Origin of the sequence: Alteraurantiacibacter palmitatis (genome assembly GCF_037154115.1) — a bacterium.
GTDB classification, from domain to species: Bacteria; Pseudomonadota; Alphaproteobacteria; order Sphingomonadales; family Sphingomonadaceae; genus Alteraurantiacibacter; species Alteraurantiacibacter palmitatis.
In genome coordinates, this window is record NZ_JBANRO010000002.1 from 160,476 (window position 1) to 176,086 (window position 15,611).

14 protein-coding genes and 1 tRNA gene are annotated in these 15,611 nt (G+C 64.6%); 8 read left to right on the top strand and 7 right to left on the bottom strand.

The window, feature by feature from the left end; translation table 11 throughout:
• Window positions 1-46 precede the first annotated feature (46 nt).
• The 5 genes from WFP44_RS02815 (at window position 47) to WFP44_RS02835 (ending at window position 3,929) form a co-directional block, all read left to right on the top strand.
• Window positions 47-910 (top strand): SMP-30/gluconolactonase/LRE family protein, encoded by an 864-nt coding sequence (locus tag WFP44_RS02815; protein WP_336924834.1) that lies wholly within the window; start codon window positions 47-49, stop codon window positions 908-910.
• A complete protein-coding gene (locus WFP44_RS02820; RefSeq protein ID WP_336924835.1) occupies window positions 903-2,117 on the top strand; it encodes an MFS transporter in 1,215 nt (404 codons plus the stop codon). Before WFP44_RS02815 ends, WFP44_RS02820 begins: the two co-directional genes overlap by 8 nt.
• A gap of 74 nt (window positions 2,118-2,191) precedes the next feature.
• Window positions 2,192-2,794: a beta/gamma crystallin-related protein gene (locus WFP44_RS02825; protein ID WP_336924836.1), complete on the top strand. Its 603-nt coding sequence runs from the start codon at window positions 2,192-2,194 to the stop codon at window positions 2,792-2,794.
• Window positions 2,795-2,823: 29 nt separating this feature from the next.
• Entirely contained in the window at window positions 2,824-3,141 is a 318-nt protein-coding gene (locus WFP44_RS02830; RefSeq protein WP_336924837.1) for an MliC family protein, read from the top strand.
• Window positions 3,142-3,239: 98 nt separating this feature from the next.
• Window positions 3,240-3,929 (top strand): class I SAM-dependent methyltransferase, encoded by a 690-nt coding sequence (locus WFP44_RS02835; protein WP_336924838.1) that lies wholly within the window; start codon window positions 3,240-3,242, stop codon window positions 3,927-3,929.
• 3 nt (window positions 3,930-3,932) lie between these two features.
• Here the strand turns inward: WFP44_RS02835 and WFP44_RS02840 are convergent, their stop codons facing one another.
• The 3 genes from WFP44_RS02840 to WFP44_RS02850 form a co-directional block, all read right to left on the bottom strand.
• Window positions 3,933-4,502, bottom strand: a complete 570-nt coding sequence (locus tag WFP44_RS02840) for a YkgJ family cysteine cluster protein (RefSeq protein WP_336924839.1) — start codon at window positions 4,500-4,502, stop codon at window positions 3,933-3,935.
• Window positions 4,469-4,543 (bottom strand) — tRNA-Asn (locus tag WFP44_RS02845). The genes WFP44_RS02840 and WFP44_RS02845 overlap by 34 nt, the downstream gene beginning before the upstream one ends.
• 81 nt (window positions 4,544-4,624) lie before the next feature.
• A complete protein-coding gene (locus WFP44_RS02850) occupies window positions 4,625-5,422 on the bottom strand; it encodes an NAD kinase (RefSeq protein ID WP_452038998.1) in 798 nt (265 codons plus the stop codon).
• Between the two features lie 70 nt (window positions 5,423-5,492).
• Here WFP44_RS02850 and WFP44_RS02855 point away from each other — a divergent pair, with 70 nt between their 5' ends.
• A complete protein-coding gene (locus WFP44_RS02855) occupies window positions 5,493-6,323 on the top strand; it encodes an EAL domain-containing protein (RefSeq protein ID WP_336924840.1) in 831 nt (276 codons plus the stop codon).
• On the opposite strand, the gene mfd is transcribed toward WFP44_RS02855, so the two are convergent.
• From mfd to WFP44_RS02870, 3 genes are all read right to left on the bottom strand, one after another.
• Window positions 6,320-9,817, bottom strand: a complete 3,498-nt coding sequence (gene mfd, locus WFP44_RS02860; RefSeq protein WP_336924841.1) for a transcription-repair coupling factor — start codon at window positions 9,815-9,817, stop codon at window positions 6,320-6,322. The genes WFP44_RS02855 and mfd overlap by 4 nt on opposite strands.
• A 118-nt stretch (window positions 9,818-9,935) precedes the next feature.
• Complete coding sequence (locus WFP44_RS02865) at window positions 9,936-10,205, bottom strand: FAD assembly factor SdhE (protein ID WP_336924842.1); 270 nt, start codon at window positions 10,203-10,205, stop codon at window positions 9,936-9,938.
• 73 nt (window positions 10,206-10,278) lie between these two features.
• On the bottom strand, window positions 10,279-10,680 hold the full coding sequence (locus WFP44_RS02870; protein WP_336924844.1) for a baeRF12 domain-containing protein: 402 nt from the start codon (window positions 10,678-10,680) through the stop codon (window positions 10,279-10,281).
• Window positions 10,681-10,804: 124 nt separating this feature from the next.
• On the opposite strand from WFP44_RS02870, the gene recG reads away from it, so the two are divergent.
• Both recG and WFP44_RS02880 read left to right on the top strand, forming a co-directional pair.
• The gene (recG, locus tag WFP44_RS02875; RefSeq protein WP_336924845.1) at window positions 10,805-12,865 is read left to right on the top strand and encodes an ATP-dependent DNA helicase RecG; all 2,061 of its coding nucleotides are present in this window, start codon (window positions 10,805-10,807) and stop codon (window positions 12,863-12,865) included.
• A 93-nt stretch (window positions 12,866-12,958) separates the two neighbouring features.
• Entirely contained in the window at window positions 12,959-14,320 is a 1,362-nt protein-coding gene (locus WFP44_RS02880; protein WP_336924846.1) for an aldehyde dehydrogenase family protein, read from the top strand.
• Window positions 14,321-14,333: 13 nt separating this feature from the next.
• Here the strand turns inward: WFP44_RS02880 and WFP44_RS02885 are convergent, their stop codons facing one another.
• Entirely contained in the window at window positions 14,334-15,554 is a 1,221-nt protein-coding gene (locus tag WFP44_RS02885; RefSeq protein WP_336924847.1) for a sensor domain-containing diguanylate cyclase, read from the bottom strand.
• Window positions 15,555-15,611: the final 57 nt, after the last annotated feature.

Below are 15,611 nucleotides of genomic sequence, written 5' to 3' on the forward strand. Positions count from 1 at the left end.
CACAACCCTAACGTTCGTTATGATCGATGGGGGGAGGGGAGATGCGATGCAGATCACGCGCTTGAACCTGCCGCGCCGCTCGGTTGGCGAAGGGCCGGTATGGGATGTGGCGGAGCAGGCGCTCTATTACATCGACATTCTCGAACAGAAGGTGCTGCGCTGGCACCCGCAAAGCGACGAACGCCGTGAATGGCTTGTCCCTTCAATGATTGGCTCGATGGCCCTGCGCGAAAGCGGCGGGGCCATTCTGGCGTTGGTCGATGGTATTCATACGCTTGATTTCGATACCGGGGAGGTGTCGCCGCTGGCGCTGATGGAGCCTGCCAGTTCCGCTGTTCAATTGGCCGATGGCAAGGTGGACCGGGCGGGGCGCTTCGTCTTTGGAACCAGCCACCGCAAGGCGGCAGAGCCGGTCGGCGGGCTCTACACGCTCGATCGCGGCGAGATCCGCCAGCTCGACAGCGGGCTGACACTCGGCAACGGGCCCTGCTGGTCGCCGGACAATGCGACGCTGTATCACGCCGACAGCATGGCGCAGGCGATCTATGCCTATGACTATGATCTGGCGAACGGCGCGGCGTCGAACCGGCGCCTGTTCTTCGACACCACGCCCTATGGCCCGATCCCCGATGGCGCCACGGTGGATGCCCATGGCGATATGTGGGTGGCAATTTGCGAGGGCGGGGTTGTGCTGTGCTTATCCCCCGAAGGCGAAGTGAAGCGCGTAATTGACATACCCACGCGCCTGCCGGCCAGTTGTATGTTTTTCGGCCCCGATCTGGACCGGCTGTTCGTGCCCAGCATCGACCCTTCCTTTCTGGGCCGCGATCCTGCCGAGGGCGATGGCTGGGCTTACGTGATTGACGGGCTGGGTGTGCAGGGCCTGCCGGAGCCACGCTACCGTGGATAGGCGCGCTGCATCGCCGTTGCCGCCGTTGCTGGTGGCGGTGTTCATCAACATTGCGGGCTTCAGCCTGATACTGCCGCTGCTGCCGTTTTACGGGCAGGTGTTCGGTGCGGCCCCGCACGAAATCGGCCTGCTGTTTGCAGCCTATTCGCTGGGCAATGTGTTTGGCGAGATTTTCTGGGGCCGCCAGTCGGACATATGGGGCCGCCGCCGCGTGCTGGTGGTGACAACGCTGATCGCGGGTCTCACCTATTTTGCCTTTGCCCATGCGCCGGGCTTGTGGAGCGCGGTGCTGATCCGGGTGGTGAGCGGCTTTTTCTCTGGCACGCTGGGCGTGTGCACGGGCTTCATCGCGGATGTGTCCGCCCCCGAAAAGCGCGCCAAGACGATGGGCTATTTCGGCGCGGCGTTCAGCCTCGGCTTTGCCTTTGGCCCGGTGCTGGGCGGCCTTCTGGCGGGCCGCGAAGTGGCGGCGGCGAGCTTCCACCTGCCCATCTATGCCGCAGGCGGCCTCTCGCTGCTGGCGAGCGCGTGGTGCGCGCTGGTGCTGCGCGATGCGGTGGAGCCGCCGGGCAAGGGACGCGCTTTGCCGCGCTATTCCGATGCCATCCGCTTCGTCGGCGGTGATGCGCTGCTGCTGCGCCTGTTCGTGATCGGCTTTTTCGGGATCGCCGCCTTTGCCAGCATGGAAGCCATATACGGCCTGTGGAGCGAGGCCAATTTCGGTTGGAGCGCACGCGATCTTGGCCTTGCCTTCCTGGCGATCGGCAGCGGCGGATTGCTGGCGCAACTGGTGCTGATCGGCCCGCTGGTGGCCCGTTTCGGAGAGGCGCGGGTTATCGTGATGGGGCTGGCTGTGCTGGCGCTGTCGATGCTGCTGCAACCAATCCTCCGCACGCCGGTATCCGGCGTTCTGCTGATGGGGCTGCTGATGACAGGGCACAGCCTGGCCTTTCCCACAGTGGGCGCCTTGCTCAGCCGCAACACCCCGGCGCAGCGGCAAGGCAGCACGATGGGCCTGCTGATGGCCTCCAACGCGGTGGGTCGCATCGTGGCGCCGCCAGCCTTCGGGCTGATCTACGGCCATCTGGGGCACGATGCGCCCTGGTACTGGGGCGCGGTGATGATCGGTCTTGTCTCCATCGTGGCGATGCAGACAGTGCGCATCCATCGGCAGCGCAGCGCGGAAGGCATCGCTGCCACCGTCTAGCCGCGCCGGTTTGCCTTGTGAATTGGCCGAATTGCGATATCCTGCCATCCAAAACAGGGAGAAAGGAAAAGCATATGCGCTGGCAGGCAGGTGTTCTTGTCCTTGGCGGTCTGGCGATGCTGGGCCCTGTGGCATCGGCCTTCGGGCAGCCTGTCAACCGACCCATGCCGCAGCCCCGATCCGAGATCACGATTTACCGCGACGCGGATTTTTCCGGCCCGGCAGTCTTTGCCGATGGGGAGCGGCCCAATCTGGGCCTTGCATGGCCGGTGAATTCCATACGCATCACTTCCGGTTCCTGGCAATTGTGCGAAAGGCCCAATTTTCGCGGGACGTGCCGCGTCTATTCCGAAACGCGCCCCCGCCTGCAACGGGGCGGCGGTGTGACGGTGCAATCCATGCGCCCCTTGGGCAGCGGAACAGGCGGTGGAAATCTCGCACCGGGCAACAACCCTTCGCTCAGGGGAATGGCGGCCGAGTTTTTCCCGGCTCCGGCGGTGGACGGGCGGCGCGTACTGGCCTGCGCCAGCGGCCCCGCCAGTCGGCAATGCATGGAACGCACCGCCGCGCGCTTCTGCAACCAGCGCGGCTGGCGGCTTGCCGTGCGGGTCAACGGACAGACCGTGCAGCGGCAAACCTATCTGGCCGATGTGCTGTGTGCTAATTCGCAGGTGTGAACAGATCAGGTTTTCTTGGGAGAGAATGCATGACGACGCTCAAACTTCCGGTCTTTGCCGCTGCGGCCTTGCTGGCGGCGGGTTGTGCCACCACCGATGGGCCTGGCCAGGTGAATTATTTCGACTGCGGGACATTCATCCTGCGCGTGACCAATACCGGCCGTGAAACCATCGTCCTGCGCCGCGAGGGCCGGCTGCTGGCAGAATTGCGGCTGGTTCCCGCTGCATCGGGCGCGCGGTATGAAGGCGAGGGCTACACCTTCCACAGCCGGGGCAATGAAGCGACCTTTACCGGCCTGACGCGCGAGGCGCCGCACCAGTGCCGCCGGGTCGATCACCTGCGTTGATCCGTTCTTGCCGTCCTTCTGCCCATAAAGGAAACACCATGCGCCTTTCCCTGTCCTTTGCGCTTTGCGCGGCCGTGATGGGCCTTTGTGCCCCGGCAATGGCGCACAATCACGCCGGATCGGTTGCACCTGTCGTCGGCGCCATCGCCACGGCCGTGTCCGATGCGCGCCGCCCTGCGGGCGACATTGCGCGCGATCCGCTGCGCAAACCGGCCGAGATCGCGGCCTTTGCCGGGGTGCAGCCGGGCATGGTGATTGCCGAGATCGCGCCGGGCGGCGGCTATTACACGCGCATCCTGGCTGCCAGCGTGGGTCCGCAGGGCCAGGTCTATGCGCTGATGCCCGCCTTTTTTGCCCAGCGCCCTGGCGGGCTTGACGCGATCAACGCGCTGGCCGCCGAATACGGCAATGTCGAAGTGGTGGTGGTTGAAGGCTATGACACGCTCACCTTGCCGCAGCCGGTCGATCTGGTCTGGACGACGGAGAATTACCACGATCTGGCCAATGGCGATGTCGGCGTGGTCAATGCAGGCGTGGCGCGCCTTTTGCGCCCCGGCGGCATTTACTTCGTGGAAGATCACAACGCGCCCGGAACGGGGCTGTCCGCCACATCGACACTGCACCGGATTGACCCGATGGCAGTGATCGCGCAGGTCACCGAGGCAGGTTTCGTGCTGGAGGCGGTCAGCGACCTGCTGCACAACCCGGACGATCCGCGCAATGTTCCCCCGCGCGAAGCACAGCCCACCAGCGACAAGTTCGCATTGCGTTTCCGCAAGCCGGATTGATCTTCAGCCGCATTCCGGCACCCGCTTGGCGTAATCTTGCTTGCGGAACCACCGGTTGAGCAGTGTTTCCAGCTCCACGAGTTCCTGCGTGCAACCGGGCAGGCTGGCCGGATCCGCCCCCGCCTCCAGCGCATCGGTAATGGCGTTGCGGTATTCGAACAAATCCAGATTTCCCGCCTGCGGAGCAAGCGCCGCACGCGCCGCCAGGGTGGTATCCACCCGCGCCTGTGCGTCCTCGGCGCTGATGTCCCCTGCGCGCAAGGCGTGTACCGTTTCGCAGACATAGGCGCGGCAGGTGTGCGGGCGCGAGGTGTAGATGCCGCAGCAGCCATCGGCAAAGCGCGGGCAGGGCTGGGCAAAGCTGCGCTCGCCATCGTCGTAATGGTCAATTACCACGCCCTTTCGAGAAAGGCGCGCGGCTTCCCATCGGCTCACGATAACGCGGCCGAACATCGTGTTGTCGCAGCACATACCGCACGACAGGCACAGCGCGCCTTCGGCTGGGTGCGACTTGGGTTTCCGGGTTCTGGTCAGAAAAGTGGCTCCCCGAGTAGGATTCGAACCTACGGCCATTCGATTAACAGTCGAATGCTCTACCGCTGAGCTATCGGGGAGCAGCCCATCTGGCGGGCAGGCCCGTGCCTATATTGGCCACGATTCCCTTTTGCAAGCCCGCTTCTTGCCTCAATGTGCATTCAGACCACAAACTGTTCGGCCACGATCCGTTCGTCCAGCGCGTGGCCGGGGTCGAACAGCAAAGTCATCTCCTTGTCGCGCGCAATTTCCACGTGCACTTCGGCGACGTCCCGAAATTCCTTCTGATCGGCCACCACCATGACGGGGCGCTTGGCCGGTTCGCGGATGCGGAAGGTCACACGGCTGCGATCGGGCAGAATCGCGCCGCGCCAGCGCCGCGGGCGGAACGGGCTGATCGGGGTGAGCGCCAGCATCTGCGAATCGAGTGGCAGGATGGGGCCGTGCGCCGACAGATTATAGGCTGTGGAGCCAACCGGCGTTGCCAGCAGCACGCCGTCACCCGCCAGTTCGGGGATGCGCACCTTATCGTTCACGCTGATCTCGATCTTGGCGGTCTGGCGCGTCTCGCGCAGCAGGCTCACCTCGTTGATGGCGCAGCTGTGATGCGCCACGCCGTCCTGATCGATTGCCGTCATGCGCAAGGGGCACACCTGCATGGGCTTTGCCTTCGCCACGCGCCGGGCCAGTCCCTCGCATCCGCGATGCCGGTTCATCAGAAAGCCGACCGTGCCAAGGTTGAGGCCATAGACGGGCAGCACCCGTTCCTGATCCAGCATCTGGTGCAGCACATCGAGCAGATAACCATCGCCCCCCAGCACCACCACGGCGCTGGCTTCGTCCAGCGGCACCCAGTCCGTGCAATCGGCCAGCGCGTTCGCCGCGTCCCGCGCGCGGTCGGTGGGCGAGGCGAGCAGCGCCAGCCGCGAAGTGTCGATCATGCCGTTCGCATCTGTCATGCGCCAAACCCTAGTCCTCCCGTCCCGATTTGCAACGCGCGGCTTGCAGGGGCGTGACGCGGGGCGCGCAATGCGGCAACAGAAGAAGATGCCGTTCAGCCACCTTCTTCCCCATTCCACCGCCGATCGCCGCCGCCAGGTGGACCGGCGCGCGCGCGTTCCCCAGGCGGTGGCGACGGAGCTGGAGGGTGCCATGGCTGCAAACCGGATCGCCATGCAGTTCCAGCCGCAATTCTGCTGTGCCAGTGGGGCGGTGGTCGGAGCGGAGGCACTGGTGCGCTGGTCGCATCCGCAGCGGGGCCTGATCGCCGGGGACGAATTGTTTCGCATCGCCCTGCGCGCAGATCTCGCGCGCGCAATGTCCGATCATGTGATCGCGCAGGCGCTGATGCAGGCGCGTGATTGGGAAGGGGGGCTGCATCTGTCACTCAACATCACCGCAGCCGATCTTGCCGCGCCCGATTTTCCCGATGCGGTGGCGGCTGCGCTCTGCGCCAGCGGCTTTGCGTCCGAACGCCTGACGCTGGAAATCACCGAACAGGCGCTGGTGCATGATCTGGACGGTTCCGCCGCCCAGTTGACCAAGCTGGTGGATATGGGGATCCGCATTGCTCTCGATGATTTCGGGGCGGGCTTCTGCAATTTCCGCTACCTCAAGAAGCTGCCGCTGCATTTTCTCAAGCTGGATCGATCGATGGTGGAAGGCATTGCCGATGACCGCCGCGATCTGGAAGTGCTGCGCGGCATCGTTGCGCTGGCGGGCGCACTCGATCTGGCGGTTATTGCCGAGGGGATCGAGAGCGAGGCCCAGCGCAACGCAGTGGTGCGCGAAGGGTGCTTTGCCTGGCAGGGGTTTCTGGGGGGCAAGCCCATGCCGCCAGAAGATTTTGCGCGGCTTTAGGCGGGTGCCTTCCCCGCCTTCTTCGCAATATTGCTGAGGCCCTTGGTCAACTGCGCGAGTCCGTTGAGGCGGCTTTGCGGATCGCCCCAGGCGCGTTCGATCACCAGCTTCATGTCGGGCCGCAGGCGCGCGGTGCCTTTCAACCGCTCGACATAGGCAATGAGACCTGCCGGATCGGGGAAGCTGTCCTGGTGGAAAGTGACCAGTGTGCCGCGCGCGCCCACATCGATCTTGGCGATATGGGCGGCAATCGCCTGCTGCTTCACCTCGATCAGCTTGACGAGGTTCTGCGTCGCATCGGGCAGCGGGCCAAAACGGTCGATCATTTCGGCCGCCAGCGCCTCCAGCTCGGCCTTGCCTTGTGCTTCGTTGAGGCGGCGATAGAGGGCCATGCGCACGGCAAGGTCGGGCACGTAATCGTCGGGGATCATGATGGGGGCATCGACGGTAATCTGCGGGCTGAACGCCTCGGCCTTCCGTTCCAACCCCATTGCGCCGGCCTTGGCGGCCAGAATCGCGTCTTCCAGCATCGACTGGTAGAGTTCAAAGCCCACTTCGCGGATATGCCCGCTCTGTTCATCGCCCAGCAGATTGCCCGCGCCGCGAATGTCGAGATCATGGCTGGCAAGCTGGAAGCCCGCGCCCAGCGAATCGAGATCGCCCAGCACCTTCAGCCGCTTTTCCGCCACTTCCGACAGGGCCGTGTCGGCCGGCGTGGTCAGATAGGCATAGGCGCGGATTTTCGAGCGTCCCACCCGGCCGCGCAGCTGGTAAAGCTGCGCCAGACCGAAGCGGTCGGCGCGGTGAATGATGATGGTATTGGCGGAAGGGATATCCAGCCCGCTTTCCACGATGGTGGTGGACAGCAGCACTTCGTATTTCTTCTCGTAGAAGGCGCTCATCCGCTCTTCCACTTCGCCAGGGCTCATCTGCCCGTGCGCGGCGACATAGCGGATTTCGGGCACGTTCTGGTGCAGCCAGTCGGCCACGGCTTCCATATCGGCAATGCGCGGCACCACGATGAAGCTCTGCCCGCCGCGGTGATGTTCGCGCAGCAGGGCCTCGCGGATCACCATATCGTCCCATTCCATCACATAGGTGCGCACGGCCAGCCGATCGACCGGCGGCGTCTGGATGGTGGAGAGTTCGCGCAGGCCGCTCATCGCCATTTGCAGCGTTCGCGGAATGGGCGTGGCGGTAAGGGTGAGGACGTGCACATCGGCGCGCAGCTGCTTCAGCCGTTCCTTGTGGTTGACGCCAAAACGCTGCTCCTCGTCCACGATCACAAGGCCGAGGTTCTTGAACTTCGTGGTCTTGGACAGGATCGCGTGCGTGCCTACCACGATATCGATTGTTCCCGCTTCCAGCCCCTCGCGCGTTGCCTTCATTTCGGCTGCGGGAACAAGGCGCGAAAGGCGGCCGATATTAAGCGGGAAGCCGGCAAACCGGTCCACAAAGCCGTTGTAATGCTGGCGCGCCAGCAGGGTGGTGGGGGCGACCACCGCCACCTGCTGCCCGGCCATGGCGGCCACGAAAGCGGCTCGCATCGCCACCTCGGTCTTGCCGAAGCCGACATCGCCGCAGACGAGGCGGTCCATCGGCTTGCCTGCTGCAAGATCCGCCAGCACATCGGCAATCGCGGCGTCCTGATCCTCGGTTTCGGCCCAGGGGAAACGGTCGACAAAGGGGTTGTAGGACGCTTCGTCCGGCTCCAGCACTGGCGCCACCTTCAAGGCCCGCTGCGCGGCGACCTGCATCAGTTCGGCCGCGATCAGGCCGATGCGCTCCTTCAGCCGCGCACGGCGACGCTGCCACGCCTCGCCGCCCAGCCTGTCCAGCACCGCGCCTTCCTCGCCCGAGCCGTAGCGCGAGAGGACTTCGAGGTTCTCGACCGGGATGTAGAGCTTGTCGCCGCCGGCATATTCCAGCATCACGCAATCGTGCTGGCTCTTGCCCACAGCGATCGCTTCCAGCCCCAGATAGCGGCCAATGCCGTGATCCAGATGCACCACCAGATCACCCCGGCGCAGCGCCTGCAATTCGGCCAGAAAGGCGTCGGCATCCTTCTTCTTGCGGCGGCGGCGCACCAGCCGGTCACCCAGCAGATCCTGTTCGCTGACAAGGTCGATCTCGTCATTGGCAAAGCCGGTGTCGAGCGGAAGCACCATGGCGACAGGCTTGCCCTTGGCCGCCTTGCCCAGCGCGTCCTGCCAACTGTCCGCCAGCAGCATTTCGGTGCCGGCTTCGCTCAGAATGGAGGCGATGCGGCTGCGCGACCCTTCGGAATAGGCGGCGAGCAATGCGCGCTTTCCGGCTTTGGCGGCATCGGCAAAATGGCGCGCGGCGGCTTCATAGGCGTTCTGCCCGGCCGCGCGTTCGGGCGTGAAATCGCGCGCGGAACGGAAACCAAAGTCGATTACCTTGTCGCTGGCCGGTTCGGCAAAGATGACCGCCTTGTGAATCGGCAGGGCGGCAGTGCCCGTGTCCAGTTCGGCGCGGGTGAGGTAGAGCGCGGCGGGGTCGAGCGGACGGTAGGAGCCCTTGGCCTGCCCCGCTACTTCGCGCCGCTGGCGGTGGTAGTCTGCAATATCGGCCAGCCGCTCCTCTGCGGCGGCAAGCGCGCCCGCCTCGATCACCACCTGATCGGCCGGGTTCAGGTAATCGAACAGCGTGGCAAGTTTTTCCTCCAGCATGGGTAGCCAGTGCTCCATGCCCGCCAGCCGCCGCCCTTCGCTCACCGCCTCGTAGAGCGGATCCTGCGTGGCGGCAGCGCCAAAGGTTTCGCGGTAATGGGTGCGGAACCGCTTGATGCTGGCCTCGTCAATCAGCGCCTCGCTTGCCGGAAGCAGCAAATGCCCTTCCACCGTCCCGGTGGTGCGCTGCGTCGCGGGATCGAACAGGCGCAGGCTCTCCAGCTCGTCCCCGAAGAAATCGAGCCGCAGGCCGCCTTCGAGGCCGGAGGGGTAGATATCGAAGATCGAACCGCGCACGGCAAATTCGCCGCTATCAGCCACCGTATCGGTGCGGCTGTAGCCCTGCCGCTGAAGGAGCGCGGCCAGGCTTTCATGACCGATGGTCACGCCCGGCTTCAATTCGCGCACGCTTTCCCGGATGCGGAAAGGGGTGAGCACGCGCTGGAGCACGGCGTTGATCGTGGTGACGACGAGCTGCACGCCCCGGCCACCGGCTTGCAGGCGATAGAGCGCAGACAGCCGGCGCGCAGAGACCGACAGGGCCGGGCTGGCGCGGTCAAACGGCAGGCAGTCCCAGGCCGGAAATTCGATCACTTCCAGTTCGGGCGCGAAGAAATGCGCCGCATCCGCCACCGCGCGCATCGCTGCATCATCGGGCGCGATGAACACCGCCCGCCCGCCTTTGCCATTTGCCGCCGCCGCGCGCGCCAGATCGGCCAGCACCAAGGGCTGGCTTCCCCGCGCAAGGCTGGCCAGCGTCAGCGGCGATGTGGCGGCAAGGATGCGGGAAAAATCGGGCATGAATGACTTTCAGGCAAACGCAAATGCCCCCTTCCCGATGGGAGAAGGGGGTTAACCTGCGGCGGCGATAGCGAAAGGCAGGGCGGTGCGCCACCCCGTCCAATAGTTTGCCCCAAGGTCAGATATTGACGTAATCTATGCGCTGGAAGGCATCGAGCAGCGGGCCGTGGTAGCGCTGCGGTGCGGGTGCGGTGCCAAACGCCCAGGACAGGATATCCACGTCCTCTTCGTCCACCAGCGCCTCGAACCAGGCAATTTCCGCTTCGCCCCAATCGGCGTGATAGCGGTCGAAAAAGCCGCCAACCATGTAATCCGCCTCGCGCGTGCCGCGATGCCAGGCGCGAAACTTGAGGCGGGCAAGACGGGTGGTCAGATCAGGCTGCTGCATGGGGTTGCCGGTTAATGCAGGGCGGGCCTGTCCACAAGCCCGCCCTTCCGGCCATGCATCGGGGGGATGCGGTTCAGCCGCGCAAGGCGGCGATGATATCCGGCCCTTGGCGACCCACCAGATCCTTCGCCAGTTCCTTCAGCAGAACCTTTTCGAGCTCTCCGTGATAATGCTTGCGCATTTCGCCCAAGGTGCGCGGCGCGGCGATCACCACCAGATTTTCCAGCTTGTGCGCCAGAACCTGGCTGTTCAGCCAGCCCGCCACAGCAGCGGCGTGAGCATCTTCCGACAGCAGCGAATCCTGCGGATTGCCTGCGCTGGAATAATGGCGTCCGCCGGAACCCTTGTTGTGCTCTTCCAGCGTGGGCGTGTCGGCTGCTTCCAGCCGGGGTTCGGCTTCGTTCCCGGCATTGCGGTACAGTTCGAACCGCTCACCATCGACAAGCGCGACAATCGTTCCGTGTGGCAGAAGCATGGCATCTCTCCTTGGCTGGCTTTGCGAGAGCAGAATGCCAAGCCAGTTGCGGCTTGCAAATGCGCTGGGTCAAACTGGGCGTCAGAACTGGCGCAAACTTCGCATCTGATTGTATGGGGTGCAGATGCGCCCCGAAATCCTCAACCCGCTGTTTGCCGAAACCGACAGCCTTGATGGCGTGGGGCCGAAGCTGAAAAGGCCGCTGGAGAAGCTGCGCCTCACGCGGCTGCGCGATATCGCCTATCATTTGCCGCAGCGCTTCGTGATGCGGCGCGCAGTCACGGCGCTCGATGACGCGGCAGAAGGTGAGCAGATTGTCATTGCCCTCACCCCGGTGGAGCACCGCGCCGGGTCAAGTTCGCGCGCGCCCTATCGCGTGCTGGCGCAGGACGGTGCGGGCGATATCTGCGCGCTGACCTGGTTCGGCAAGGCCAGCTACACTGCGCGCAAGCAATTGCCGCTGGGGGAAAAACGCTGGGTGGCAGGACGGCTCGACCGTTATGGCGAGATGCGCCAGATCGTGCACCCCGATCATATTGCGGCGGAAAGCAGCGCGCTGGCGGGCAATCTGGTAGAGCCGGTTTATGCCCTCGCCGAAGGGCTGACGCAGCCGCGCATGGCAGGGATGGCGGCGCAGGTGCTGGGCCGCCTTCCCGATCTGGCCGAATGGATCGAGCCGGCGATGCTGGCAAAGCAAGGCTGGCCCGGCTGGCGCGAGGCCTTGCTGCGCGCGCACCGGGCAGAGGACAAGGCGGCGCGCGACCGGCTGGCTTATGACGAGCTGTTTGCCAACGCTCTGGCGCTGATGCTGGTGCGGCAGGCCAACCGGCGGCGGCGGGGGCAGCCCTTGCGCGGCGATGGCTCGCGCCGCGACCGGCTGCAATTGCCCTATTCGCTCACCGGTGCGCAGGCGCGTTCGATTGCCGAGATTGCCGGCGACATGGCGCAGGACGTCCCCATGCTGCGCCTGCTGCAGGGCGATGTGGGCGCGGGCAAGACGGTGGTGGCGCTGCAATCCATGTTGATTGCGGTAGAGGCAGGCGCGCAGGCGGCCTTGCTCGCCCCCACCGAAATCCTTGCCCGCCAGCATTTCGAAACCATCCGCAAACTGGCCGCCCCTACCGGGGTGGAAGTCACCCTGCTGACGGGGCGCGACAAGGGCCGGGCACGCGAAAGCATTTTGATGGGGCTGATGGACGGCTCGATCGATATCGTGATCGGCACTCACGCGATCTTTCAGGACACGGTGCAGTACCGCAATCTGGGGCTGGTCGTGATCGACGAACAGCACCGTTTTGGGGTGGGCCAGCGGCTGATGCTGACGCAGAAGGGGCGCGTCACGCCGCACACGCTGGCGATGACCGCCACGCCCATTCCGCGCACGCTGGTGCTGGCCCAGCATGGCGAGATGGATGTCAGCCGCCTCGACGAAATGCCCCCCGGCCGCCAGCCCATCGATACCCGCGTGATCTCTGCCGCGCGGATGGAGGATGTGGTGGCCGGGCTGGAAAGGCATCTGGCGACCGGGCAACAGGCCTACTGGGTCTGCCCGATGGTGCGCGACAATGAGCAGGACGACATCGCCGCTGCCGAGGCGCGTTTCCTGGCGCTTCAGCACCGTTTCGGGGACGCTGTGGTGCTGGTGCACGGGCAATTGCCGCCCGAACGCAAGGACGCGAGCATGGAGCGCTTCTCCTCCGGCGCGGCAAAGCTGCTGGTGGCGACCACAGTGATCGAAGTAGGGGTGGATGTCCCCAACGCCACGCTGATGGTGATCGAACAGGCCGAGCGCTTTGGCCTTGCGCAATTGCACCAGTTGCGCGGCCGGGTGGGGCGGGGCAGCGAAAAGAGCACCTGCCTGCTGCTGCGCGGCGAGGAATTGTCCGAAACAGGCCGCGCACGCCTTGCCCTGATGCGCGAATCGCAGGACGGATTCTATCTGGCGGAACAGGATCTGGAATTGCGCGGCGGGGGCGAATTGCTGGGCACGCGGCAATCGGGGGAGGAAGCCTTCTCCATCGCCACGCTGGAGCAGGTCACCCGGCTGATCGATGCGGCCAATGACGATGCACGCCTGTTGATGGAAAATGACGGCGGCCTGTCATCTGAACGCGGGCAGGCGGCGCGGGTGTTGCTCTATCTGCTCGAACGCGACTGGGGTGTCAGCCTGCTGCGCGGCGGCTGAGCCCTTTCTGTCCGCTTGACAGGGCGGGCGCGCGCGGCAATCGCTGCTGCATCGACACATGGGTCGCACCATAGCGAATTGTTGGGAGAGACAATGACCGAAGCCCTGCCTAGCGCTGCCGAACTGGCGCCCGAAATTGCCCGCGTTTTTGCCCTGCAACAGGCGCACCAGTGGGATGTGAAAGCCTCCAGCGCTGAAGTGCGCAAGGCCAAGCTCGCCAAGCTGAAGGCCGCGATCGAGGCCCATGCCGACGATATCGTCGCCGCTGTCCTGAAGGATACGCGCAAGCCCGAGGGCGAAATCCGCGTGACCGAGGTGCTCAACATCCTCGGCAATATCCAGCTCAATATCGACAGCCTCGATGAATGGATGGCGCCCACGCCGGTGCAGCCCAGCAAGGTCGAAACCGACAAGGCGATGATCATGTACGAGGCGCGCGGCGTGTGCCTGATCCTGGGGCCGTGGAACTTTCCGCTGGGTCTGGTTTTCGGGCCGCTGGCGGCGGCGGTGGCGGCAGGCAATTGCTGCATCCTGAAGCTGACCGATCTGTGCCCCCATGTCGCAAAGATCGCCAAGCAGATCGTGGGCGAAGTGTTCACCGAGAACGAAGTCGCCGTGTTCGAAGGCGAAGTGGATGTGGCCGAGGCGCTGCTTGAGCTTCCGTTCAACCACATCTTCTTTACCGGCAGCACGCGCGTGGGCAAGGTGGTGATGGCCGCCGCTGCCAAGCATCTTGCCACGGTGACGCTGGAACTGGGTGGCAAATCGCCCGTCATCATCGACGATGGCGCTGATATCGGCGCGATTTCGGCCGCGCTGGCCGGTGCAAAGCAGTTCAACGGCGGACAGGCCTGCATCTGCCCGGACTATGTGTTCGTGAAGGAAGACGCCAGGCAGGCGCTGGTCGATGGCTTTGCCGCCAATGTGCAGAAGAACCTGTATGGCGAGGACGGGCAGATCAACAAGGCGGCCATTGCCCAGATCGTGAACAAGCGCAATTTCGACCGCGTGAAGGGCATGGTGGACGATGCCGTGGCCAAGGGCGCGACCGTGGCGGTGGGCGGGCAGATGGACGAGGCCGACCTCACCATCCACCCCACCATGCTGACCGATGTGACCCCGCAGATGACCATCCTGCAGGAGGAAATCTTCGCCCCCGTTCTGCCGGTCATGACCTATGATACGCTGGATCAGGTGATCGACTACATCTCCGCGCGCGACAAGCCGCTGGCGCTCTATGTCTTCAGCCCGAACGAGGCGAATGTGGAAAAGGTGCTGGCCCGCACCTCGTCAGGCGGGGTGACGGTGAACGGGGTATTCTCCCATTATCTCGAAAACCGCCTGCCCTTTGGCGGGGTGAACGGCAGCGGCATGGGCAGCTATCACGGCTATTTCGGGTTCAAGGCCTTCAGCCACGAGCGCGCGGTCTATCTGCACCAGCCGGTTGCGGCTTGAGCATCCGGCGCGATCAGGCGGCCAGACTGACCTGATCGCGTCCGCCCTTCTTGGCGCGGTAGAGCGCCTCGTCCGCCCGGCTGATCAGGCGGGTGCGGTCATCATCGGGCAGCAATGCGGCAACGCCGATGCTGATGGTGACAGCCAGCGCTTTGCCTTCCGGCAGGATGATGGGCAGCGCGGCAATTCCTTCGCGTAACCGTTCGCAGGCGGCGGCCGCATCCTCGGCCGCGCAATCGGGAAAGGCGATCAGGAATTCCTCTCCGCCAAGCCGCCCCATCAGATCCTGTTCGCGCATCAAGGCAAGACCCATCTGCGCCACGCAGCGGATCACCTCGTCCCCGGCAGAATGGCCGTGCGTATCGTTCACCAGCTTGAACCGGTCGATATCGATCACGGCCACGGCAAGAGGACGTTTCTGCCGCCGTGCGGCGGCGATCAGCCGGTCCAGTCCGGCAAACATTTCGCGCCGATTGGCAAGGCCGGTCAGTTCATCGGTCGTTGCCAGCCATTTGAGTTCAGCGCGTGCCTGCTCCTCGTTGGCGATCGCCCTGCGCAGCGCGAGGCTGGCGAACAGGCCAACCACAAGCAGCAGCAGTCCTGTGACGTTGAGTGCGATCTGCGCCTTCTCGGAACGCGCCGCAGCCTGTTCGGCACGGGCCTTTCGCTGGGCCAGCAGTTCGCGTTCGGATGCCTCGAACCTGTCGAGCTGGCCCAGCAAATTGTTCGTCAATTGCCGTCCAGTGCCTGATCGCACCATACTGACGGCCTCGGCATGGCGACCCTGGCGCTCCAGTTCGACTGTCCCGGAGGCTTGCGCAAGATAGGCCTCGATGGCGCCCTCCATGCGCTGCATCTCTATCGCCAGTTCGGGGTTTGGGCGGGTTTCGCGTTGCAGCTTTTCAAAGGACTGCGCGATCTGCACGCGCCCTTCCACATAGGGTTCCAGATAGGTCGGGTCGCTGGTCAGCAGATAGCCGCGCTCACCTCGGCGGATTGACACAACGCCGACGCGCAAGCCGTTGATGGCATCGATCACTTCGAACGCCTTGCTTTGCCAGTGGGCGGCCTCGCGCATTTCGCGGATCGCATCGCGCGCCAGCCATCCCGAAAGCGCCAGCAGCACGCCAAGCAGAAAAGCGGTCGCCAGCAGCAATTTGCCGCTGTTCGCGCTGGATCGCGTGGTCAGCCGGCGCCCTGTCGTCGCGGCAAGATGTCCGATCGTCCCCGTCATGCAGGAAGACTAGGGCAGGGGAGTAAGAAGATGGTTAACACCAAACTTATTGCCAGC